Consider the following 24071-nt stretch of genomic DNA (forward strand, 5'->3'; position numbering starts at 1 on the left):
TGTGAGAGATGCGCATTATTTCGCCTATGGACTCTACTCAACTGATTTGGGGAGGTGGGCTGCTTGTCCATCTCATTCTTCTGGCCGTGCTAATTCGGCAAAAACGTGTGCCGCATTTTCCATTCTTCACGGCACTGATTGTGTTTTATATTTTGCGCTCCCTGGCCCTTTTTGCTCTCTATCTGCACATCTCCCGGGAGCAATATCTGATGACCTTTTGGGGCCTCGCACTTGGGGATCTGCTACTACAGACCGTCGTCCTGGCCTCGTTGCTAAAAGAAGTATTTCAAAAAGCCGCGCTCCCTCAAATACGCACTGCGCTGGGTGGCGTGGTTGGAATTCTTCTGGCAGGAGTTTTGGTTTTCTTTTGGGGACCGTTGCCATCGTTAGTCACACCCGGGACAGAGGAAATCCATTTGCAGCTATTGCTGCCGGTGTTAACCAATAAAGGGAATCTGTTGATCGGCATATTGACGCTGGAAACGATGGTGACAATGATTTGGCTCTCTCGCCGAAGCGGCCTGGGATGGAAGAGCCATATCCAGCGTATCGCGCATGGTCTTGCCTTCTATGCTTTGGTTAACCTCGTCGTACAAGCAATGATCGAGCATTTGAGCCTTCCATCGGTGCTAACCTCCATGGCTCAGATCCAATCCAACATGCACACGATTAAGACTCTGGGATACTTTCGCACTTCAACCTATTTCGTAGCAGTACTGTATTGGATTGCCTTTCTCTGGATGGATGAGGCGAAGCAGAAAACCCTCTAAGCATTTCTCGCATAGGCACAAACTTGCCAACGATGGCGAATCGATACCTATGCGGGAATAGCTTTAATCCCTTATTCCTAGATATGACAACTAGCAGCACCACGCTTCTCCAGATACTTCTGGTGGTACTCTTCCGCTTTCCAGAACCTGGTGGCAGGCACGACTTGAGTGGCGATCTTTTTAGGGAAACGCTTCTCCGCAGTTAATTGCTCGATTTTGGCATGCGCAGCCGCTTCCTGCTCCGGAGAATGATAGAAAACGACGGTGCGATACTGCGTGCCCCAATCGGGCCCCTGTCGGTTCATCTGCGTAGGATCGTGGATGGAGAAGAAAACATCCAGAAGTTTTTCAAATGTAACTTTTGCAGGGTCAAAATAAATCTGGACCACTTCAGCGTGTCCGGTCTGGTCGGTACAAACATCGCGGTAAGACGGATTTTCCAGCGTACCGCCTTCATAACCTACCGCTGTTTCAAGAACACCCGGAACAGCAGCAAAGGACGCTTCCACACCCCAAAAGCAACCTGCTCCAAAAACAGCTACTTCAACCTGATCACTCATCGCTCCTCCGGCTATCACCCTCGTCATCAAATGCACAGGGGAAATAGATTCCTATGGCATTCGCGGTACGAAGAATCGAACTCGTATGGGGAAAATATTTTGCCGAGCGAAACCAGTCAAAAGAGAAAAGAAGAGAACTTCCTGGGACCGGCTTGAACTCGACCGCTACAGATTAGATGAGTAGCGATCGAAGATGACACCAGGTATTTAGAGCAAAACCGGCGTTGCTATGTCCTATCCAAATTCGGCGATGTGAAGGCTTTCTTGACGGAAAACCTGCGTAGGGAGTTGTGGTTCGGAATACACCTACGCTGGTTTTGCTCTAGGAATTGGGACGCCGGGATCCGCCGCCCCGTTGAGGTCCCTTGCGAGAACTGGATTTACGCTTTGGCGGACGAGGTAACTGTGCAGCTGCAGGCTTACGCTTACGTTCCTGCTTCTTCGCCGCAGAAGATTTTCCGCCACCTCCACGAATCGCACGACGCAGAGCCTGCACCTCTTGTTCCGTGAGCTCACGAAATTCCCCAGGAGGCACATCCAGGACCAAAGGGCCAAACCCGACGCGGCGAATCTTTTCTACGTGATGGCCGATCTCTTCGAACATCTTGCGCAGTTCCCGATTGCGGCCTTCGGTAAGGACGATTTCAAACCAGGGGTTATCTCCCTTTCGGATCAACCGTATCTGGGCTGGCTGGGTCATCACCCTGCCTTCAAAAGTACCTCGACGGCCACGGTCGATCATGATGCCCGCACGTAGCTGGTCGATCTGCTCCTCCGTAGGATACCCGCTAACCTTCACCAGATAAGTCTTCTCTACCTTGTTGGAAGCACGGGTAAGCCCATTGGCAAGCTCACCATCGTTGGTGATGACTAGGAGCCCTTCGCTCAGATAATCCAACCGGCCGACAGGATAGAGCCGCGCTCCTGCCCGCTCGAAGAATTTCATTACCGTCGGGCGACCTTCCGGATCGGAAACCGTCGTGACATAGCCCTTGGGCTTATTCAGAACGAAATACTTATGCTGTTCTGCACCATGGAGAAGCTTTCCATCCACGCGGATGTGGTCGTGTTCAGGATCTGCCTTCGTGCCCAGTTCGGTCACAATCTGGCCATTGACCTGTACGCGTCCAGAGACAATCAACTCCTCGGCCTTCCGGCGCGAAGTGATTCCGGCAGCAGCCAGAATCTTTTGAAGCCGTTGTCCTCGATTTTCCTGACGTTCGGTCACGATTTTTTCTCCTGATCCGAATCCTCGTTTTTGGCGGATACAGCTTCCACTTCAGCCTCAGCCGCTTCCTCCGCAGCTTCTACTGCATCGGGGGTTGGTACGCGAACTGGAACGACATCCGGATCTGAGGTGGAAACAGCAGTAGCCTTGGCAGCAGTTTCCTCTTCCGAAACAGCTACAGCCGCTTCTTCCGCGGCAACCTCCACCGCTACACCGGCAGCCGCGCCTTCCACTTCTCCAGGAGTCTCTTCCATGGAACTCGAAACGGAGGCTGAACCTTCAGTTGCATCCTCTGACTTCGCCTCCTGGCTCTTGTGGGAACCAGCAGCACCAGAGGTACTCTCAGCAATAGCTTCATCGACCTCTGCCAGGGCACCGGTAGCCATCCTCTCGAATTCTTCCATGGAAGGAAGTTCGTTCAGATCCTTCAGGCCGAAGCGCAGCAGAAATTCCTTCGTTGTTTTGTAGAGGATCGGACGGCCGACAACCTGTTTTCTGCCTGCCGTGGTTACAAGTTTACGGCTGATCAAGGAACCCAATACACCAGCTGAGTCCACACCGCGGATTTCACTGACCTCGGGAGCTGTAATCGGCTGTTTGTAGGCAATAACAGCCAGGGTCTCCAATGCAGGCAGTGACAGCTTCATGGGCGGCTTCAGGCTCTTGACGAAGGCTCGCACGGCATCGTGGTATTCGGGCTTGGTTGCCAGGCGGTAGCCGCCAGCGATCTCGCGGATTTCGATGCCTCTGTCCAAATGCTCATAGTCGGCCATCAGTTCGACCAGGACTGAGCGCAGAGTATCGCGTATATCACGCTCCCGTTGACGGGCAGCACGCTTTTCGGCCTCCTCCGCATCGATTGGATCAATCGCGGCAGGAATCTCCGGCTCTGCAGGTTTTTCAGCTTCAGAGCTCTTCTCCTCGGGAGAGACCTCGACAGAAGCAGGTTCGGCAACGGTTGCCTCTACAGCTTCAGCGGTCTGGCCTTCTTCGGCATTTTTCGCAGGGCTTTCGGCATCTTCCGGAACATCGGCGGAAACCACCTCAGTGTCCGATGCCTCAGTATTCGATGGTGCCTCTGTCTCCTCGGTCGAGGCTCCGGGCTGTGATTCCGTCTCAGCCTGCTCGGGCGATTCGGATACGGCTTCAGCCTCAACCTCAGCTTCAGCCGCAGGTACAGGTACAGGTTCCTCTGCAGGCGCCGTCATGGGAGCAATCGGGACTGGAGGCGCCAAACTTGCTTCGCTTTGGGCTTCGACATCCAGAGCTTCCTCAACGGTGAGAATCGGCTCCTCTACTGTCGCAGCGGACTCAGCAGCAGCCGCTGCGGCGGCCGCCTCTGCTTCCTTGGCTTGTTTCCATTCCAAAGCCTCTTGGGCAAATAGGCCAGCAAGCTGAGCCAGGGTAACTGGCTCCTCAGCGGCATAAACAACAGCTTCGATCTTGGCTTTCAGACTCATCAGTAAAAAAGGGCGCTATCGCAATTCTGTAAGGTATCGAGGAGAGAACCGATATCCACACAACCATTCCGCCAAAGAATGGCTGCGAGACTCCATCTCGCCTCTCTATAGCATCAAGAAGATGCTATAGACTCTCCCGACGGCCCGCAGGCGCTCCTTTTGAATACTACTGGACCGTGAGAGTTTCGTCAGGACCAGAGCCTTTAATGGCTCTGCGAGGCACGCCGTCTTTCTTATCGGCATGCCCAAAAAAATTAACATCTGGCAGGTTTAACCCTGGTTCCTCCCTGTTCTTACTCTCGGAAGGAATCAGGAGCCTGCTTACCGCCAATCGTCCTGCGTCTGCGTGGCAGCATCATTCATGACACGGTCGAATTCCACATGCTTCTTAATGAAAATCTCAGTGAAATTTCGATCTTGACGCAACATGATCGCCTGCAAACGAACCAGCTCCAGCAATGCCAGGAACATGCAGAGCAATGCCCGCTCCGACTTCATGTTGGAAAGCAGCCGGCGTAAGGATACGGGACGGTCTTCCATCGTAAGACGGCGGCTCAGAAAACGAATCATCTGGCCAACCGTAACCGACTCTTCCGTTACATCCAGAATCGGCCGGCGCTTCTGCCGCTCCAGGATTTCCTTAAAAATTCGTACCAGGTCAACCGTATCTGCAGCCACCCCTGCATCGGCTGCCGCATCTCCGCTGAACTCGCGCAATCCTGGATTCGTCCATGAGGACTCTTCCAAAAGCTGCTTCTGTTGCAACATTTGTGCAGCACTCTTGAAGCGCTCGTGTTCCAACAGTCGCTCAACCAGCTCGCGACGAGGATCCTCAGCATCTCCATCTGCGGTCTCAACTGGAGATCGGGGGAGCAGCATCTTGCTCTTGATGTGAATCAGGAGCGAGGCCATGTAGATAAACTCCCCGGCCGCATCCACATCGGTTTGCTTCAAACCTTCAACATAGGCCAGGAACTGCGCCGTAATCTTGGCAATCGGGATATCGTAAATGTCGATATCCTGCTTCCGGATCAGGTCCAGCAGCAGATCCAGCGGGCCGTCATAGACCTTACCCACAGTGACAGAAAAGGGAAAAGCAGTGTCTTCAGGCGCTTTCTTTGCCCTTCCACCCTGTTTTGAACCCTCGGGTTTCTGACCCTGTTCCTTCTTACCTGTATCTTTGGGAGCTCCGGACGGAACTTCGGGCTCTTGTCCCTGAACCGGTTGCACTGGCTGTTCGGAAGAGGGAGCAGCCTCTACAGTTGCTTCTGGCTGCGCCTCTGCCACAGGAGGAGCGTGTTCGTCGGTCTCTGGCTGAATAGGCTGCTCAGCAGAGACCTGTTCCGCAGAGGTTTGCTCAACCTCTTGCTCCTGATGTTGAAGCTCTTCGCTCATTTCGTATGCATTTCTCCGAACGGAAGCTGCATTGCCTCACGTACTTCCCGCATTGTCTGATCTGCGCGAGCATAAGCACGTTTTCCGCCCTCGACGAAGATCTCTTTTACCTGCGCTTCCGTAAACCGGGCCCTACGTTCCTGAATGGGATTCAGAATATTCACCAACCCATCCGCTGCCCATCCCTTGCATTCGATGCAACCGATTCCGGCAGAACGACAGCCCGCGTACACCTTATCCATTGTCTCCTTGCTGGAGAAGACTTTGTGCAGATCTCCCACCGGACATTTGTCGGGATCTCCCGGATCGGAACGGCGGATGCGGGCCGGATCGGTCACCATGGTCTTTAGCTTCTTCCGTACTTCCGGCTCAGGATCGGTGAGCTGGATCGTATTGCCGTAGCTCTTGGACATCTTGCGTCCATCCGTACCCGGAAGCTTTGGAGAAGGAGTTAACAGAACCTGCGGCTCGGGAAGAACTTCCTGAATAATGGAGCCATCCGATGCCTTTGGAGCATAAAAACCATTAAATCGACGGGCAATCTCGCGCGTCAGCTCGGTATGCGCAACCTGGTCCTGCCCCACGGGAACAAAATGTGCCTGATAGGCCAGAATATCCGCTGACATCAATACCGGATAGCCGAGGAAACCATAGATCGAGAGATCTTTGTTGGCCAGATTCTCCTGCTGTTCCTTGTAGGTCGGAACTCTCTCCAGCCATCCCAGCGGAGTGATCATGGAGAGCGCAAGATGAAGCTCGGCGTGGTGCTTGACATGGCTTTGCACAAAAAGAGTGCACTTTTCCGGATCCAGTCCAGCGGCTAGCCAATCCAGAGCCACATCGAGAGTGTTCTGCCTCAAGTTTGAGGGATCCGAATAGTCGGTCGTCAGCGCATGCCAATCGGCGATGAAAAAATAGCACTCATATTCGTGCTGTAAACGCACCCAATTGACGAGAGCTCCCATGTAATTGCCCAAATGGAGCTTGCCCGTAGGACGCATGCCACTGACTACGCGTTTTTTCTCTGCAGATTGAATTGCCACCATGAATAGAACAGAAACCTTTATGCCTTAGGAGAGGCTGCTTCCATTGTACGGGATTGCCCATATTTCCTATGGGTAAGCAAACCTTGCTTTGACGTCCCGGTCCTCTAGAGAGACAAGAGCGTCCCCAGGAACAACCGTAGCAATGGCTGAAGGAAGATTCCCACAATTCTCCAACCGAAGAAGAAAATGATGATCAGCACAAACATGCCGTAACGGTCATAGACCTGGAGAACGTTATAGGGCAGCATATGACGCACCAGATGGCTGCCATCCAACGGAGGCATAGGAAGAAGATTAAAGACCGTCAAAGTCAAATTAATGACTACAGCCCAGATGCAGAGGAAGACAACGGGTTGAAGAAGGGAGTTTGCGGAAAGATCGGCTACCCCCAGCAACATTCCCTGCACTGTTGCACGGCCAAGAGGCGAGACCTTGACCATCACGGCCAAAACCAGGAGAGCAACACAAGCCAACAAAAAATTACTGGCCGGCCCGGCGAGTGTAGTTAAGACATCCCCGCGAACATACTTCTTAAAATTGCGAGGATTTACCGGCGTCGGCTTAGCCCACCCAATCAACGACCCGCCCAAAACGAGAGAAATGAGAGGAATAATCACTGTTCCCCAAGGATCGATGTGACGCAGTGGATTTAACGTAATTCGTCCCATCATGCGGGCTGTTTGATCACCAAGACGAGACGCGGTCCAGGCATGAGCGGCTTCATGCACGCTCAAGGCAAACAGCAGGTTTACTACTTGGAAAATAATCTGGAGAACTTTGAAGTCCATCAGCGCCTTACTTCATCCCTGTCAAAAAACCTGGCTGCGTACGGAAAAATCCCGCACGATTTCTGTCGATCTTCTGCTACCCACATGCTGAGAAATGGATAGTGCATTCCCTTTCGGGCCTTTGACTCACATCATCCAGTACAACCCGGGACAGCTTAATTTCCTTCGACATCGCGAGATAGAAAACGCCACCTTTTTAAACCAAGGCAGCGACTCTCCCCAACTCGCGAACTTCCTACCTAGGATAGTGTACGGTGCCGGAGGATCATCTTTGGCTTTCGCAATTCGGATTCTGTTTTTGCTCTTTCTCCAAAAAATATCGCCTCAAGAGAAAAGCAGCGAATCCGATCATGAAGTTTGCACCTTTTCTGCACCACTCACTCCAGGACGATAGACCCAGTGAGGATCAAGAACAGCTCCTGGAAGGACTTCTACTTTGTTTGGACCTTCCTCGGGGTGATCGATTCTCCGGGTATAGACCGAAGCATATTCTCCGATTTTTGCCCCCTGGCCAATGACTAATTCCCCTCGATCGTCGAGAACGACTCTCCGACGAATCACACAATCATCTTCGAGAGTCAGGTTGTAGCCAAAGCTGAAATTCACGCCATGCGAAATCTGGACGTTTTTCCCGATGTGCTTAAAGATGTGCTTCCCGAGCATGGCCCTAAATCTGATGCCCAACCAGTGATTCAAGGCCACCGGAGTGCGATCGAACATCTGCCAGAACCAAATCAGAGGCTGGCGCGGAGCATACTTCTCCGGATCCACATCCGGCGAATGCTGAGCGCTCAAGGTCACGTTGAGGGGGTCAAGAGACAACTGCAGAATGTTGTAGGGAAGCTCCGTCGTCAATGTAAAGTTCAGTTTTCCGCCGTGCGGGCGGCCAAGCAAAAGCTGATGGAGTTGATCGCGTACAAACTCCGCTCGCATCGTGGGCTTGTGATGCCGGGTGAACTCTTCGTCCAGGTGGCGGAGCCAGCGCAGATAAATCTCTTCCGCCTCTGCTGAAGGCCGTGGTTGCTCTTCCATATCGGACATATCTTTGGCTGACGCCGCCCCTCCCTTCCGGGACTACTTCTCATGAATAACCGGCGAAAACGTTCCTACTCTACCGAGAAGATTGCGTAGACCGTCGCCGACCGGGTCACCTTTCGCGGATTGATGGACAGGGGCTTCACCTCTGCCTTGGCCATAGCAACGTCATTCCCCCCTCCTCCCCTCATCATCAGGGGATGAATCGGACGCACCTGTTCGGCCTGGTTACTGGCATACACCAGAACACCTAATTTCACGCCCAATCCTTGCGCCATCCGTTCGGCAATTTCATGAGCGCGCTTCAGAGCTTTACCCGCCGCCTGCGCTTCCAGAGCATTTGAATCGGCGACAGCCCACTCAATATCGCCACTGTTATTCGCACCAGCCTTAACAGCCACATCCAGAATGGCAGCCGCATCTTGGGCAGTGGTCTTCACCGTCCAGCTTTGTTGCGCAACAAATTGCCGTTGTGCTTTCTGATCGGCAGGAAGATTCTGCAATTCAAAGGGCTGAACACGATTGATGCTCTGTGACTGGCTTTCAATGGCGTCCTTCTTCACGCCAGCCTTTTCCAAGGCCACAGCAATGGCATTCGACGCCTTCGACGCATTAGCATATGCGGCCTGCTCATCGGTCGCGTAGTTTTGAAATCCGATATGCACGGTTGCGGTATCCGCATCTGCCTCGGCAGTATCGTCGGCCGTAACAGCAATGGTGCGGTTTTCCTTATTCACCGTAATCTGTTGCGCACTCACGATGGAAGCGGGAACTAGAAGCAACAACAGGAACGTACTCAGCTTACGCATTGCAACTCTCCTAACCAGCCGTTGTATTTCGTTACCAAAAGGTTTATGACCAATCTGCCTATAACCTTTCGCCGTAAAGCAGGCTATAGCATTTTGAGATTTGGTGCACATCCCGCCATCGCACCGTTATTTGGCCGAATCCCCATATTTCTTCGAGAACCTACGCAGCTTTTCAAGCGTGACTGCAGCCATTCCGGAATCGATTGCTTCAGCTCCACGAGCTACGCCTTCTTTCAGATCTGCTGCAATACCAACCGAAACCAGCGCGGCGGCAGCATTCAAAAGCACGATATCCCGGCGTGGTCCTTGAATCCCAGTAATGATGTCGTAGAGTATCGAGGCATTCGCGTCGGCATCGCCGCCACTAAAATCTTCCAGCTTGGCGCGTTCCAGTCCCGCCATCTCCGGCAGAATCTTGGCAGCACGCAGAGCAGGCTCACCATTTTCCTGAAATTCGCCGCCCTCAATACGTGCCACAATGCTCTCGCCGGTCAACGTCAGCTCATCGATTCCGTCGGTTCCATGCACCACAAAGGCGCGGTTCACGCCCAGAGCAGCCAAAGCCCTCGCTACAAGCAGGACCCTACCCGGAGAGATCACGCCAATCACCTGCGAACGAGCACCCGCTGGATTCGTCAACGGCCCGGCCATATTGAAAATCGTTCGAAAACCCAAGGCCCGGCGTACAGGCTGAACACGCTTCAGCGTCGGATGAAGAGCTGGAGCATAGAGAAACATAAATCCGGTCTCGCGCAGGCATTCCACGGCCAGCTCCGGACTCAAAGAAACGGCTACCCCCAAGGCCTCGAGAACATCCGCAGAACCACACTTTGAGGTGACCCCTCGATTACCATGCTTTGCAACCTTGGCTCCGGCTGCAGCCGCCACCAGTGCAGCACCAGTCGAGATATTAAAAGTCACCGGGCCGCCGCCACCTGTTCCGCACGTGTCAACCAAATCGGCGCGTTCTTCTACTGTGAGGGGGACAGGAACACTCAGCTCCCGCATCGTTTCAGCGAAACCAGTCAGTTCCGGTGAAGTCTCGCCACGAGTAGCCATGGTGGTCAGCAAGGCTGCGATTTCCAAATCGCTCACCTCTCCGGTGAGGATGTCCTTCAGAACCTGGCGAGCCTGCTCGCGGGTGAGGGTCGTACCAACCTCAGTCAGGGGCTTAAGCAATTCCTTCAAACTTGCCATTGTTATTCCGTTTCTACCTTTATGCGCGGGCGAGCACATGAACTCCAGATCAAAAATAAGGACCGGGCAAAATGAATTGCGTTTCAAAGACAGCTCAAACGCAAGGTCTGCCGTTCGAACAGCGGTCCCTTCATTTCTGTCGATTTCCTGCGATTTCCCGCATTTCTATGGTATCGGTTCTTTTGACTCACAGGCTTTCGTGACAAGACTCACTGCATTTTCTTCATTTTCTGCGGTACACAGTTTGCCGCTTCTTCCTTCCCTCCGATAGTATCGAGATGCTTGCCGCAAAGGCTGCTTTTCCCTTAGTTCGAAGCAGTTCTGCGTGCCGGAGACGGCTCGCGACGGCCGCACAACAGAGAATCCACGATGAAAATCCACGAATATCAGGCGAAAGACATCCTGGCGAAATACGGAGTACCCGTACCCCGGGGAGAAGTGGCCAACACGCTGGACGAAGCGATGGATGTGGCCAAGAGGCTGTTTACCAATGGGGCTGGAGGAGTCGTCGTTAAGGCTCAAATCCATGCCGGAGGACGAGGAAAGGGTGGAGGCGTCAAGGTCGCCAAGAATATCGACGAGGCTGAAACCTACGCAAAGCAGATTCTTGGCATGCAGTTGGTCACCCACCAGACCGGACCGCAAGGACAAAAAGTTCAGAGATTGCTGATCGAAGAAACAGCTGCAATTGACCGCGAACTCTATCTGGGCATCGTGCTCGACCGTGCTGCCGCCAAATTGGTTTTCATGGCCTCGAAGGCGGGCGGCATGGAAATCGAAGAGGTTGCAGCCAAAGATCCAAAGGCAATCCACAAGGAACACATCGATCCCGCAGTCGGATTCGGGGCCTACCAGGCTCGCAAGCTGGCCTTTGCGCTAGGGCTGAAGCCCACGCAGATCAATCAGGCCGTGGCCTTCATGCAGGGGCTCTACAAGGCATTCCTCGAAACCGATGCCTCACTGCTGGAGATCAACCCCTTCATCACCACGAAGGATGACAAGCTTTTTGCTCTCGATTGCAAAATCAACTTCGACGACAATGCCATGTTCCGCCACAAGGACCTGAAGGAGCTGCGCGATATCGCCGAGGAAGACCCTCTCGAAGTCGAAGCCTCCTCTTACGCGCTGAACTACATCAAGCTTGACGGCAACATTGCTTGCATGGTCAACGGTGCAGGTCTGGCGATGGCTACCATGGACATCATCCAGTACGCCGGTGGCTCTCCCGCAAACTTCCTCGACGTAGGCGGTGGTGCAAACCAGGAGCAGATCGAGCACGCCTTTGAGATCCTGCTCAGCGACAAAAATGTGAAAGCGGTCTTCATCAACATCTTTGGCGGCATTCTCCGCGTGGATACTCTCGCACAAGGCGTCGTCGGCGCAGCTAAGAAGACGAATGTGCAGGTTCCGGTCGTTCTTCGCCTGGAGGGCACAAATGTCGAACAAGGCCGCGAGATCCTGAAGAGTTCAGGACTGAACTTCATCGTCGGAGAAACGATGCAGGACGCGGCTGAGAAGGTAGTTGCGGCAGCAAAGGGGGTTCGCTAGACATGGCAGTCTTAGTCAGCAAGGAAACTCGACTTATCGTTCAGGGCATTACCGGAAGAGAAGGAACCTTTCACGCCAAGGGATGCGCCGAATATGGCACCAACGTTGTTGGCGGCGTAACACCCGGCAAAGGCGGCACCAGGCATGAAGGCTGGCCGGTTTTCGACACCGTCTCGGAAGCAGTCGAAAAGACCGGAGCCAACGCAACAGTCATCTTCGTTCCCCCACCGTTTGCGGCCGATGCCATCCTCGAAGCAGAAGATGCTGGACTTCCACTGATCGTCTGCATCACCGAAGGCATTCCTACCCTCGACATGGTGCGGGTGTGGTCGAAGCTCAAGGCCTCCAAATCCAGACTAGTGGGTCCGAACTGCCCCGGAGTAATTTCTCCCGGCAAGGCAAAGATCGGCATCATGCCCGGACGCATTCATAAGGAAGGTTCCGTGGGCATCGTCTCCCGCTCCGGCACCCTGACTTATGAAGCGGTTCATCAGCTCACACAGCGGGGCATTGGGCAATCAACTGCAATCGGTATCGGCGGCGATCCGATCATTGGAACCACTCATATCGACGCGCTGAAGTTGCTCAATGAAGATCCGGAAACGGAAGCCATCATCATGATTGGAGAAATCGGTGGCACTGCGGAAGAAGCTGCAGCCGAGTACGTCAAGCAGCATGTAAAGAAGCCTGTCGTCGGCTTTATCGCCGGACAAACAGCTCCTCCAGGACGCCGTATGGGCCATGCCGGCGCTATCATCTCGGGCGGACAAGGAACTGCAGCCGACAAGATGAAGGCTCTCACCGCAGCTGGAATCCATGTAGTTCAGTCACCGGCACAAATTGGCGAAACCCTAGCCAAAGTGATCGGCAAAGCTTAACTTAACTCCGGTACCACAAAAAGCTCCGCGTTCGCGGAGCTTTTTGCTTGGAGCTTATACCCTTTGGCGAGGGAAACAAGAATCTTTACTTAGCAAGCTCGCCATCGATCCAGTACTGACTTCTCGACTTAAAGGCCAACTGAGGACGGTCTTTGATCTGCAGATGAAGGGCATGCATTCCAGGATCAAGCGATGTCGGGCGGAAGCTCAAGACATAGAAATTCGGAACATCGTGCGATGCTGAAATCAATCCATTTCTCAAATCCTTCGCATTGTGAAAGCGAAAGAATTCTCCGCCTGTAAATTTGGCTATCGATTCGGCAGTGTTGGTACGAAGCGCACTCCTCGCAGCAAGAAAGGCCATCGTAGCGAATCGAACGGGAGGAGCGAGTTGGCTTATGCAGTCCAGAACCTGTTTGCTGTAGTGACCTTTATACTCGACGTCTGCTCCTTCCTTGCTGAAGCAGCCATGCGCAGGTCCAGGCTGCGCACTGTTAAACTTTGACGCCTCATGCGATACAGCGGAATGAGTGCTGGAGAATCCGAACGTGTACATGGTCGTATTGGTATCGCTGATAAGGCGTAGGGCTTCTTCCAGATTGGTTCTGCTCCCTTGATCAACTGTTTCACTGAGCAGCAGAATCGCACGCCGGTACTTCGTAGGCAGCACTCTCAGCTGTTCAACACCAAACGCCACCGCATCTAAGACCGCGCCTCCCGGATCGCCCGCCTCAAGGTTCTCCAGCTTCTGCGAAGCAAGATCGGTATTGGGCATAAAGGGCATGAGCAGATGAGGAGTACTGTCAAACCCGATCACTGCAACCTGATGTTCAACATTGCCAATTAAGCCATCGAGAATTGCATCCAGTTGTTGATATTCCCGGAGATGATTTACTCCTGCGCCGCCCGTTTCCACAACAATGGCCAAAGCCAGGGGTTGAGAGTCGCTATCGGGGTCGAGTACAAGGGTCTGTGGCACACCGTTATCTGTAAGCACAAAATCATCGGCCTGGAGCCCGAAGACTACTTTCCCTTTCTTGTCCTTTACGAGAACAGGAACCTGCACTAGCGTGGATTGTACGGTCAGAGTTGGCTGGCCTGTATCGGTCTGTTGTGCTTGCGAATGCAATGCAGGGAGGCCAAGCAAAAGAGCCAATAAGCAGGCAAGTTTCATAAGTAGAACTCATTGTAAGCGCAATCGGCGGCAAGATTCGAGGCGGCAAACCGATACCCTTGAAGAGTTCGTGATGAATAGAAGAAGGCCCTGGCCTCCAGCAGGGCCTCATGAATGGGCCTTATCTACCCAGGGAAACAGTTTTGGGCTCCATGCTTCATCGTGTCTAGATATTGCGAAGAGCGACCAGGGGATTAATTCGAGAAGCTCTGCGTGCAGGAAGATACCCGGAGAGCAATGCGACTGTAACCAGGACAAGAGTCATCCATCCATATGCGCCCAGGTCCCAAGGAGACGTCGCAAATAGCAACGAAGCGATGAGTTGGGCCACCCCTGCCGATGCCGCGATTCCCAAGACAATCCCAGCCAGCACAAGCTTCAGAGTAGTAAACAGGACCCCACGTTGTACACGGCCCATGGTCGCACCCAGCGCCATGCGAACACCGATCTCTTGGGTCTGGCGTGTAACTGAATAGGAAATAACTCCGTAAAGCCCGAGTGCAGCTAGCAATAATCCCAATCCCGCAAAAGCGCCTACAAGGATTACAAAAAACTTTCGCGGAGAAACAGCATGACTTACTAGCAGTTGTAAAGGACGGAATTCCGCTGCGGGCTGGTTGGGATTCAGCTCCCGCAAGGCATGCAAAACACTACTGGCAAGCACCGCAGGCGGCAAACTGGTGCGCACAACGAGTTGTGCTCCGGCAGGATTTTGCTGTGTGGCCGGATAGTAGATTTGCCAGCCTAAATCCCGTTCTACACTCTCCTCATGAACATCCTCTACAACGCCAACGACACGGTAATCTATGCCTGAAGACTGAATCGTCTTACCAACAGCATCTTCATTCGGCCAAAGAAAGCGGGCCGCGGATTCGTTCAGTATTACCACCCGCTCGCTCTTAAGTCCGTCATCCCAGGTAAAGTCCCTTCCTCGTAAACCAATCCCCATCGCGCGTAAATAACCTGGAGTAATCACATAGACCAAAGGACTTGGCAATGCTCCTGGGGGATAGGTCTTCCCCTTCGGAACAGCAGGTCCCCAGGCGCGATTTGGCCCTAGAGGAAGGAAATCGACAATACCCGCGGCTTCGACACCGGGAAGCGAATGAATACGGGCAATGGCTTCAGAGAATATGGTTCTACGTTTTGCCGTGCTCGCCTCGTTAGAGGGAGCGCTGTCATCGTATTCCAATTTAATAGCAGCGGCCCGCTCAGCCTGAAATCCAAGATCCACCTCCAGCACCTTAAGAAAACTGCGGAGCAGTAATCCTGCACTCACCAGCAATACGCAAGCCATCGCTACTTCTGTAATCACCAGAGCAGAGCGAATGCGCTCATGCTTGCGGCTATGTCCAGTACCAAGGCCCGAATCCTTGATCGCTTCCTGCAAATTGCCTCCCGCAGTCCGCATGCCAGGAATAAGACCAAAAGAAATGGCAGCCACACAGGCAATAACCACAGTCCAAAGCAGTGCTGTTCCATCGATGCTCAAACTACTGAGCAGAGGTAGAGCAATAGATCCCTGATGAGCTAGCCAGACAATCACAGCCCAAGCCAGTCCAAGTCCTAACACAGCACCCGCCAAAGAAAGAACGAGACTTTCCGTGAGTAGCTGGCGCACAATCCGCCCGCGACTGGCGCCAAGTGCTCCACGCATTGCGAACTCTTTGCCCCGCGCAGCAGCACGTGCAAGCAGCAGGTTAGACAAATTTACGCAGGCGATTAGCAGTATGGTGCCGACCGCGAACCATAGCACAATCAGAGAACGACGTATCTTGCCGCTCACATAATCCTTAAGTGTATGCAACTGCATGGAAACGCCTTTGCCTGCGTACATGCCGCAAGAATTCGGGTATTTCTTGCTCCAGCAGAGCTTGGGCTCTACGAGCAAGCCCTCAGCTTGTGCCTGCCCTAAACTCACTCCTGGCTTCAGACGTCCGACCATCGTGACAATATTTCCCCAATCTCGCGATTGGTCGATGTTTAGCGGTGTAAAGGCATCGATTTTTGCTCCAGGAGAAAACACCGCACCGAAGTCGAAGCTCTTAGGCAAGACACCCACGACAGTTACCTGCGTGCCGTTCATATCAATGACCTTGCCCACAATCGCTGGATCCGCAGCAAACTGCCGTTTCCACCAAGCATCGGTCAGCAGCACAACTGCCGGAGAACCACCACGGGAATCGCTGGGAGTAAATAAGCGGCCCATTGCAGGTCGCACACCAAGTACTTGGAAGAAATTGGATATTACGTCGATCCCCGTAGCAGGAACAGGATCGCCATGACCGGTAATGCGCAAGTTGTCGGGCGTAGAGAATGCAAAGTACCCTGTTACATCTTGATAGGAGGTGCTTTGAGCTCGAAATTCTTCATAAGCATCCCACGAGTAAGTTGCACACGATAACCCGCATTTTTGTGGTGGTGGGGCAATCCAAGCTAACTCTTGCGGATTTGAGAATGGTAGCGGGCGAAGCAGGAGGGTATTGACCACGCTGAAGATAGCAACATTTGCTCCAATGGCAAGCGCCAGAATAAGAATAGAGACGGTTGCAAATCCGCGGTCCCGGTGAAGCGTACGAAGACCATATCGGATATCTTGCAGACAGTCGGCCCAGTAGTCCCTGATATGTTTGCTACGCTCCATTCGCCCTCCTAGTTGTTCTCCAATGTGTTGCACAGCGCGGATATCTCCGAACTGGCGTACAGCTTCTCCGCGTGCGGCTTCCGGACTCCAACCACGAGCGATCAGGTCGTCGGCCTTTTCTTCCAGATGAAACCGCAGTTCGTCACGCACATCGGCGGCAGGGTCGGAGCCAAAGAAGCGCGCGTAACGGCGCCAAAGAGGAAGTTTTCTCATATTGGCTCCTCGGGAAACGGCTGCGTAGCCCCCAGAACTTTAGCAACGGCACTTGCATAGGCTTCCCATGTTTTGCACTCCTGGCGAAGGTGCCGGCGTCCCTCGGATGTAAGTCGATAAAACTTAGCCTTTCGGTTGTTTTCGGAAAGCCCCCACTCTGCCTCAAGAAGCTTCTTGTTCTCCAGCCTCCAGAGAGCCGGATAAAGAGTACCCTCCTCCACGAGAAGAGCATCCTCGCTGTGCCGTCGAATAAAGCTGGTAATGGCGTAGCCGTGCAGGGGACCCCACACTAACGATTTGAGAATAAGAACATCGAGAGTTCCGCGAAATAGTTCCAGCTTAGTCCGATCCATTCGCTCCCCTAAGGTTTCCAGGGAAGACTCTCATAGTTTCCCCTTGGAATACAAGGGGAATTTCCTGGATAACGCCGGGCAAAGATGGAATGCAATGAGGATCGCTAATGAATAGAGTTAATCAAGAAAAAGCCCCGCCGGTATGCGGGGCTTTTTTCTCTCGCTTTAGTAAGTTCTACCAGACGCGGCAGATCTTTTCCGCCACCATGGGCTGTCCGGCCTTACAACCAAAGGATTTTGCGAACTCCGGCAAATCGGCCAGGATACCGTTGGTCCGATACTCATCTGGAGAATGGGGATCGGTCTGCAGTTGGGTCCGCAATGCTTCAGGACGGGTTTGGGTGCACCACTGCTGGGCATATGCGATCCAGAAACGCTGGTCGGGAGTATATCCCTCCTCCTTGGCATTCATATCCACATGCGCAGCCTGTACCTGATCGATCCAAGCGAGATACGCAAGCCACAATCCGCCAAGATCTGCCAGGTTTTCTCCGAGGGTGAGCTTTCCATTGATGTGAACATTCTCGACGGGAACGTATCCATCGAACTGCTTCACCATGCAATCAGCTCGCTGCGTAAACTTCTCGCCATCCTCTTTGGTCCACCAGTCCTTCAGATTGCCTTGTGCATCGAACTGGCGTCCCTCATCGTCGAAGCCATGAGTTAATTCGTGTCCGATGGTAGAGCCCATGTCTCCATAGTTCGCAGCATCGTCTTCCTTATCGCTAAAGAAGGGAGGTTGCAGGTATCCGGCAGGGAAATTCACATCGTTCATCTGCGGATTGTAGTAAGCGTTCACGGTCGGAGGAGTCATGCCCCATTCGCCACGATCAACAGGGCGTCCTATCTTCGCAAGATCACGGGCAGCTTCGAAGCGGCGTGCACGGAACTCATTTCCCAAGGCGTCTCCCCGAACGATCTCCAGATTGGAATAGTCGCGCCATTTATCGGGGTATCCAACTTTGTTGCTGATGGTATGCAGCTTTTCCTTGGCCCGCTGCTTGGTCTCAGGACTCATCCAATCGAGAGAATCGATGTCGCGGCCCATAGCCGCTTCAATCGCCTGCGTCATCTCCAAAGCACGCTTTTTCTCAACAGGTGGAAAATACTTGGCAACATAGACCTGCCCTAGCGCCTCACCCATCTCGCCATCGACACGCCGAGTGCAACGCTTCCAGCGCTCCTGTTGCTTTTCCTGACCGCGCAGGATATGTGCATAGAAGTTAAAGTTCTCGTTGTCGAAGGCTTCCGGCGTACCGGTTCCGGCAACGGCATGGATAAATTGCCAGCGCAGATAGGTGCGGATCGAAGCCAAATCGGTATCGGCAAGGATGCTGTTAAACTCCGCAAAGAACTTAGGCTCGGTTACATTCGTCTTCGCAATCTCGGGAGCCTGAAGCTGTTTCAGATATGCGGCAACATTGAAATTGCCGATCATCTTAGACACAGCCTGTAATGGCATCGGATGGTTCAGATTCTGAGGATCGCGTTGTTCTGTAATCGTGAGAGAAGCTTTTGCCAACCGGGTTTCCAGGGCGAGAACAGTCTCCGCATCTTTCTTGGCCTGCGTCTCCGGCTCACCCAGCAACTTCAACATGTTGGTTATGTGCTGAACATACTGCTGACGCTGTTCGACACTCTTGGCATCCGTCCGGGTATAGAAATCACGTTCGGGAAGACCCAAGCCACCTGCAGAAAAAAAGTCGATAACTTTGGTGGAATCGGCAAAATCCTGATTCGAGCCCATTCCGAAGAAGGCATTCACGCCTTCTTTATGCAGATCTGCCAGTAATACCGGGAGATCTTTCTTGTTCGAAAGAGCGGCAATCCTGTCCAGTTCCGATTTAAATGGAGCGATCCCTTTGGCATTGATCGCGGCTACATCCATACAGCTGGCATATTCATCCCCGATCTTCTGTTCGTTCGGAGTGCGTCCAGCCGAGGGTGTCGCTGCTGCCTCCAGAATCGAACGCAGGTGGGCGCGATTGATTTCGCTCAGCTCAGTAAAGCGTCCGTAGGAGATCTGGTCGGCAGGAAGAGGATTCTTCTTAAACCAACCATTGCAGCTGTAACGATAGAAATTCACACAGGGATCGATCGTCTTGTCGACTAGTGACGAATCAAACACTTTAAGTGTCTTCGTCTCCGGATTCTCTCCGCCATTTGGCGCCTGTGCGTGTGCCGATACCAGGGTTAGCGACGACAACGTCCCAACCACGGCAATTCTCAGCAATAGATGCATGCCTCTTCCTCCATCAAATCTTTCCCTCCAGGTACGCCATCGCAAGGTATTTTCCTTTGGAAAGCAGGTCCATCAAAGAAAACGATAAAAAGTGATCAGTGTCCTGTGAAGAAATACGCTGCTGAAACCTCAACGGTTCCGCCTCAGCGTAAACTAATGTAGCGCAGTGTCAAGCGATCAGGTTGACACTTACTTACTATCCTACTGAGAGGTCTTCGTGTCACAACGCACGTTCAGCATCATTAAGCCGGACGCAGTCCGTAAAGGCCATACAGGTGCCATTCTGGCTGAGATTGAGAAGGCGGGCTTCAAAATCGTCGCCATCAAGAAGCTCTCCATCTCCAAAGAGCAGGCTAAGGGTTTTTATTACGTCCACAAGGACCGGCCCTTCTTCGACTCGCTTACCGACTTCATGTCCTCCGGACCAATCTTTCCCATGGTTCTGGAGAAGGACAATGCCATTGCCGATCTTCGCAAGCTGATGGGTGCCACCAATCCTGCCAATGCTGAGGAAGGTACCATTCGCAAAAAGTTTGCAGGATCGATCGAAGAGAATGCCATCCACGGCTCCGATGGCGAAGAGACAGCCGCTTTTGAAATCGGATACTTCTTCGCCGGATACGAGATGGCGTAACAACAGCTAAAAACCGGGTCGCGAGGCTTCGTCTTCGAGCGGTCGCTTCGCTCTCAAACAACAAAAAGCGGTGAACGGGAAATAACTCACTCCGTTCACCGCTTTTGCTGTCTTTAGGCTAGGCGACGAAGTCGCGCCACCCGGTTTTTAGCTCAGAGGCGAAGCCTCGCGACCCGGCTCTTCGCTGCCTTTTACCTTTTCTTCGCAAACCGGTATAGGACACCGACGGAAATTGCGAAATTATTCTGCGTCTGGTCGCCGTAGCGGGTAAAGATGTCGTCCGGAGAGATCTGCAGAGCCCACCGTGGAGACCGGTTTAAAACGATAGTTCCGCCGAAGGCGCCTGCCAGGGCAAATTGGTTATCGAAAAATCCGAGTTCAGCAGGCTTATGACCATCCAACCCGCGGGTGAAATACCCATAGCTTCCACCCATGAGGGCATGGACAGTAAGCGCACCATGCTGGTTCTTGGGTCCCATCATCGTTGGACCAGCAAGCATAAAGTGTTCGCTGACGAACGGGCCTTCAATTCCCAATTTATTGGGGACGACACCACTGGTACCGTAATAGCCCCGGACATTCGCCATCGCGCCCCAACGGGGAGTCAACCACCGAGTCCCCTGTGCGTCAAAGCCGCCGATATTTGCACCCTGCAGGAGGTTCTTACCAGCCTTGAAGTGGACATAGGCCATACCGCCATAAATTTCATAGCGATTGTCGTACTTGGTAGAAGGTGCTGCCTCAGGCGTCGTCGGAATTTGGATAGGCTGAGGGTTCGGAGCATTTTGGGACGACTGCGAAGATTGAGACGTCTGAGCCAAAAGCGAGCCAGCGGCAGAGGCCGCAATCAAAACCAGAGCAAAGGCAAATGTGGCAAATCGATGAATCCGCATTTCTTCTACAAGATACATGGGTCTGGGCCGATTCGCACAGTCCGGCCCTCCAATTAGGGCATTTCCGCATAGGACAAGGCCTGTTTACAGCGCAGAAATGCAGTCTTTCTGCAGGATCAGACACAGCACCCAGATTTGCCCTAGATGGGGCAACTGTCGAGAAATTGGGCTAGACCTAGCAAGCGGACCATTTTCAGGACCTCAAGTTCCCACTCAAACCACCTTTTGGCGGCATTCGTTCCAGGAAGGTCCGGAGCAGAGTGCATACTCCAGAGAATCGGGTACCGGCGGAAGATGTAGGCGGCCCTGGGCAGACGAACCTTGGTTGCGATAATCTCAGCCGACTTCCACCCGTGGGACTTCATAATCTCCATCGAATAGCAGGCATTTTCCAGGGTGTTTTGGGCTCTGCGCTCCTCGAAGAGGGAACTCTGGGATATTCCCTGCGAACGCGCCACTTCGGCCATCACCGTAGCTTCGACAAAGTCATTATGAGCGGCCCCGCCGCTGAGAATGATGTGGGGAGCCACGCCGCGCTCATACTCACGAATAGCCTCGTAAACTTCTGCCTGCTGATCTGCTGAGGGAGCACCATTGGGTTCGGAGGGGACGCCCAAAACAATAATTGCGTCGAAATGCCGATTCTCCGTATTGGAAAGCGGCATGGTCTTCAGGTAGAGCGTGACTCCAAGCCACACCACTACGCAAACGGCAAAGGCAATTCCACCGATCTTTATGCGTTTATCGATCTGGGGGAATCGGCGTTTGCCGGGACGTCTTTTCCTTCTTTTAATCTTGACCCGCAAGCGTTATTTCTCGTGAAAGCCTTCTGGAGCATTTCCCGCATAGATACAGACTTGCCGAGAACGGAGAGGGGCCACTTTCGCTCCACCCCAGCAAACCAATGACGGGTTTGCTGGAGACCCGGTCTCTTGCAGATAGCTGCGTACGCTTCTGTGCCCAATCCACATCTTTGGGAGAAATGCTCTATTCCACTCTATTGCAATTTCAGCCCATCCGGCATTTTCGGTACTGCAGTCGTAAACATGCCGTACAACTGCTCGCCCGCAAGACAGCAGGATGGGCTGCCATCACACTGTAAGAGAAAGAATATAAACAGGTTTTCAACCGAATTGAGATGCCCCAGATTAGAAAATCAAAAGACAGGCTTCTCCCACTCGCCGAAAACAATCTCACTTAACGGCTTCCGGGTGCGCGGAGACACTTCAAGATGACGAGCTTGCTCAGGGAGCATGTCAGGATCTCCGAAATAGCCGAGTGCAGTTACCGCACCCATATCGTAATCAGCCGGAATCTGGAAGAGTTCGCGCGCCTTATCCTTATCGAAGCCAGCCATGGAATGTGTATGTAGCCCCATCTCCGTGGCCTGTAGCGAAAGATAAGCAGTAGCAGCACCCGTATCGTGCAAGTAGTAGTCATTTGGCTTGCCGTTCTGGGTAAAAGCCTTCCTGGCAACCGAAAGGATAAGAACCGGTGCATTCTTTGCCCAGGTTTGATTGAACTCAATCAGAGCCGCAAAAATCTTTTGATAGACGCTGTCTCCCCGATGTCCGACCAGGAATCTCCAGGGTTGCTCGTTATAGCTGGAAGCAGCCCACCGTGCCGCCTCAAAAATCTTCTTCAGATCCTCGGTCGTGACGTCCTGCTCGGCAAACGCTCTCGGGCTCCATCGCCGAAGGATGTTGCCATCCACACCTTCTACCGCGGGTGCGTGCTTTAACTTTTCAATGTCTTCCAATACATGAGGCATAAGGGGAATCTCCTTGCAATCCGCAATGAACTACCTGATTAGATTCAGCACCTCGCGAGAGGGACGCGGTTTTCCTTATTCCTTGAAGTTGCACAGAGACTGCACTAAGAATGAAGCATCCTGGGCAGGCTGATCTTCAGGCACAAACTCTGGCAGGTTTCTATACTGAACCCATGTCCCGCATCTTTCTGCTGGTAGCAATTCTGTCCGAGATTCTCGCAACCTCGTCCCTTAAGGCCTCAAATGGCTTCACGAAGCCTGCATGGGTTCTTCTGGTAATTGCCGGTTACGGAAGTGCCTTCTACTGTCTATCCCTGGCTCTACGGCAAATCCCCATCGGCATAGCCTATGCAATATGGTCTGGAGCGGGAATTGTTCTGATCTCCCTTATTGGCTACCTCTTCTTTCGAGAAAGACTCGACATCCCGGCTCTTGTAGGAATCGCTCTCATTTTGGCCGGAGTATTCGTTTTGAACTTCCTATCGAAGACAACGGCACACTCCTGAGGCCTCTGAAATACACATGAAGCAGGTATGATATTGCGAAATCTTTCTGGAGGATGTTGTGCAGGACAGCCGGCCAAGCGCAACCGCTTATCGAGTCGCCCTTCGGCGCGCCACTCACCAACTGCTTGATCAACCCTTAATCCTCGAAGACAAGCTCGCCCTTCAGATCCTCGGACCGGATACCAAAGAAAAGATCACAGGCGATCCGGAGAAACATCAGACTCCGATCTCTCGTGGATTGCGAGCTTTTGTTTCAGCCCGCAGCCGCTATGCCGAAGACAAGCTGGCCGATGCTGTCTCTCTCGGAGTACGACAATACGTTCTCTTAGGCGCAGGACTGGACACATTCGCCTATCGCAATCCCTATCCTGAACTTCGCATCTTTGAAGTTGATCATCCGGCAACACAGGAATGGAAGAGAGCGATCCTGGAAAGGGCTCAAATCTCTATTCCATCGTTGCTTAGTTTTACTGCCGTGGACTTCGAGAGAGACAATTTAAAGGAAAGGCTGAATGCCGCCGGATTCCGGACCGATGAGGCGGCGCTCTTCGCATGGCTAGGGGTAACACCTTACCTGTCGTTGGAAACTTTTCGCAGCACGCTACAATTCCTTGGCTCGTTACCGACAAGAACAGGTGTGGTCTTTGACTACGGCCTGTCCAGTGAACTGCTCACGCCTAGGGAACGGTTGGCACTGGAGTATCTCTCACAGAAAGTGGAAGCAGCGGGGGAGCCCTTCCGCCTCTTTTTCGCGCCTTCCGGACTTCAAGAGGAACTGCGCAACGCCGGCTTCAATAAAATTGAGGATCTCAGTGGAGCAGACATTCGAAATCTCTATTTTGTAAATCGCCCGGACGGACTGACGGTCGGCAATATCTCGCGAATTGCAAGCGCCTGGAAGCTCTAGAACATCTTTGAACCTTCGTA

The 24071-nt window shown here is 53.0% G+C and carries 22 protein-coding genes; 6 read left to right on the top strand and 16 right to left on the bottom strand.

The window, feature by feature from the left end; genetic code table 11:
* The first annotated feature begins 8 nt into the window (after positions 1-8).
* Positions 9-770, top strand: a complete 762-nt coding sequence (locus AC6I7T_RS14500) for a hypothetical protein (protein WP_497794195.1) — start codon at positions 9-11, stop codon at positions 768-770.
* Positions 771-847: 77 nt separating this feature from the next.
* On the opposite strand, the gene msrA is transcribed toward AC6I7T_RS14500, so the two are convergent.
* The 9 genes from msrA to trpD all read right to left on the bottom strand — a co-directional run bounded on the left by msrA (position 848) and on the right by trpD (position 10288).
* Positions 848-1330: a peptide-methionine (S)-S-oxide reductase MsrA gene (msrA, locus tag AC6I7T_RS14505; RefSeq protein WP_497794196.1), complete on the bottom strand. Its 483-nt coding sequence runs from the start codon at positions 1328-1330 to the stop codon at positions 848-850.
* A 322-nt stretch (positions 1331-1652) separates the two neighbouring features.
* The gene (locus AC6I7T_RS14510; protein WP_497794197.1) at positions 1653-2558 is read right to left on the bottom strand and encodes a pseudouridine synthase; all 906 of its coding nucleotides are present in this window, start codon (positions 2556-2558) and stop codon (positions 1653-1655) included.
* Positions 2555-4018, bottom strand: a complete 1464-nt coding sequence (gene scpB / locus AC6I7T_RS14515) for an SMC-Scp complex subunit ScpB (RefSeq protein ID WP_497794198.1) — start codon at positions 4016-4018, stop codon at positions 2555-2557. Before scpB ends, AC6I7T_RS14510 begins: the two co-directional genes overlap by 4 nt.
* Positions 4019-4339: 321 nt before the next feature.
* The gene (locus AC6I7T_RS14520; RefSeq protein WP_497794199.1) at positions 4340-5413 is read right to left on the bottom strand and encodes a segregation and condensation protein A; all 1074 of its coding nucleotides are present in this window, start codon (positions 5411-5413) and stop codon (positions 4340-4342) included.
* Complete coding sequence (gene trpS / locus AC6I7T_RS14525; protein ID WP_497794200.1) at positions 5410-6459, bottom strand: tryptophan--tRNA ligase; 1050 nt, start codon at positions 6457-6459, stop codon at positions 5410-5412. The genes AC6I7T_RS14520 and trpS overlap by 4 nt, the downstream gene beginning before the upstream one ends.
* Before the next feature lie 104 nt (positions 6460-6563).
* Positions 6564-7247, bottom strand: a complete 684-nt coding sequence (locus AC6I7T_RS14530; protein ID WP_497794201.1) for a site-2 protease family protein — start codon at positions 7245-7247, stop codon at positions 6564-6566.
* 348 nt (positions 7248-7595) lie between these two features.
* Positions 7596-8279 (bottom strand): acyltransferase, encoded by a 684-nt coding sequence (locus AC6I7T_RS14535; protein WP_497794202.1) that lies wholly within the window; start codon positions 8277-8279, stop codon positions 7596-7598.
* A gap of 74 nt (positions 8280-8353) precedes the next feature.
* Complete coding sequence (locus tag AC6I7T_RS14540; protein WP_497794203.1) at positions 8354-9091, bottom strand: SIMPL domain-containing protein; 738 nt, start codon at positions 9089-9091, stop codon at positions 8354-8356.
* Positions 9092-9217: 126 nt separating this feature from the next.
* Entirely contained in the window at positions 9218-10288 is a 1071-nt protein-coding gene (gene trpD / locus AC6I7T_RS14545) for an anthranilate phosphoribosyltransferase (protein WP_497794204.1), read from the bottom strand.
* 369 nt (positions 10289-10657) lie between these two features.
* Between trpD and sucC the strand changes: the two genes are divergently transcribed.
* Together sucC and sucD are read left to right on the top strand one after the other, a co-directional pair.
* Positions 10658-11836, top strand: a complete 1179-nt coding sequence (sucC, locus tag AC6I7T_RS14550) for an ADP-forming succinate--CoA ligase subunit beta (RefSeq protein ID WP_497794205.1) — start codon at positions 10658-10660, stop codon at positions 11834-11836.
* 2 nt (positions 11837-11838) lie between these two features.
* Positions 11839-12714 carry a succinate--CoA ligase subunit alpha gene (gene sucD / locus AC6I7T_RS14555; RefSeq protein WP_497794206.1) on the top strand — a complete coding sequence of 292 codons (876 nt, stop codon included), beginning with the start codon at positions 11839-11841 and terminating at the stop codon, positions 12712-12714.
* An 85-nt stretch (positions 12715-12799) separates the two neighbouring features.
* Here sucD and AC6I7T_RS14560 read toward each other — a convergent pair whose 3' ends face one another.
* The 4 genes from AC6I7T_RS14560 to AC6I7T_RS14575 form a co-directional block, all read right to left on the bottom strand.
* Positions 12800-13888, bottom strand: a complete 1089-nt coding sequence (locus AC6I7T_RS14560) for a VWA domain-containing protein (RefSeq protein ID WP_497794207.1) — start codon at positions 13886-13888, stop codon at positions 12800-12802.
* Between the two features lie 166 nt (positions 13889-14054).
* On the bottom strand, positions 14055-16745 hold the full coding sequence (locus AC6I7T_RS14565) for an ABC transporter permease (protein WP_497794208.1): 2691 nt from the start codon (positions 16743-16745) through the stop codon (positions 14055-14057).
* Positions 16742-17098 carry a PadR family transcriptional regulator gene (locus AC6I7T_RS14570; RefSeq protein ID WP_497794210.1) on the bottom strand — a complete coding sequence of 119 codons (357 nt, stop codon included), beginning with the start codon at positions 17096-17098 and terminating at the stop codon, positions 16742-16744. The genes AC6I7T_RS14565 and AC6I7T_RS14570 overlap by 4 nt, the downstream gene beginning before the upstream one ends.
* A 175-nt stretch (positions 17099-17273) precedes the next feature.
* The gene (locus AC6I7T_RS14575) at positions 17274-19340 is read right to left on the bottom strand and encodes a M13 family metallopeptidase (protein WP_497794211.1); all 2067 of its coding nucleotides are present in this window, start codon (positions 19338-19340) and stop codon (positions 17274-17276) included.
* Positions 19341-19557: 217 nt separating this feature from the next.
* On the opposite strand from AC6I7T_RS14575, the gene ndk reads away from it, so the two are divergent.
* Positions 19558-19974: a nucleoside-diphosphate kinase gene (ndk, locus tag AC6I7T_RS14580; protein ID WP_497794212.1), complete on the top strand. Its 417-nt coding sequence runs from the start codon at positions 19558-19560 to the stop codon at positions 19972-19974.
* Between the two features lie 191 nt (positions 19975-20165).
* Here ndk and AC6I7T_RS14585 read toward each other — a convergent pair whose 3' ends face one another.
* The 3 genes from AC6I7T_RS14585 to AC6I7T_RS14595 form a co-directional block, all read right to left on the bottom strand.
* Complete coding sequence (locus AC6I7T_RS14585) at positions 20166-20867, bottom strand: hypothetical protein (RefSeq protein WP_497794213.1); 702 nt, start codon at positions 20865-20867, stop codon at positions 20166-20168.
* A 140-nt stretch (positions 20868-21007) separates the two neighbouring features.
* Positions 21008-21673 carry a YdcF family protein gene (locus tag AC6I7T_RS14590; protein WP_497794214.1) on the bottom strand — a complete coding sequence of 222 codons (666 nt, stop codon included), beginning with the start codon at positions 21671-21673 and terminating at the stop codon, positions 21008-21010.
* A gap of 350 nt (positions 21674-22023) precedes the next feature.
* On the bottom strand, positions 22024-22638 hold the full coding sequence (locus AC6I7T_RS14595; RefSeq protein ID WP_497794215.1) for a nitroreductase family protein: 615 nt from the start codon (positions 22636-22638) through the stop codon (positions 22024-22026).
* Between the two features lie 173 nt (positions 22639-22811).
* Here AC6I7T_RS14595 and AC6I7T_RS14600 point away from each other — a divergent pair, with 173 nt between their 5' ends.
* Together AC6I7T_RS14600 and AC6I7T_RS14605 are read left to right on the top strand one after the other, a co-directional pair.
* On the top strand, positions 22812-23144 hold the full coding sequence (locus AC6I7T_RS14600; RefSeq protein WP_497794609.1) for a DMT family transporter: 333 nt from the start codon (positions 22812-22814) through the stop codon (positions 23142-23144).
* A gap of 58 nt (positions 23145-23202) precedes the next feature.
* Positions 23203-24051: a class I SAM-dependent methyltransferase gene (locus tag AC6I7T_RS14605; RefSeq protein ID WP_497794216.1), complete on the top strand. Its 849-nt coding sequence runs from the start codon at positions 23203-23205 to the stop codon at positions 24049-24051.
* Positions 24052-24071 lie beyond the last annotated feature (20 nt).

This window comes from Humiphilus diazotrophicus, assembly GCF_059726315.1.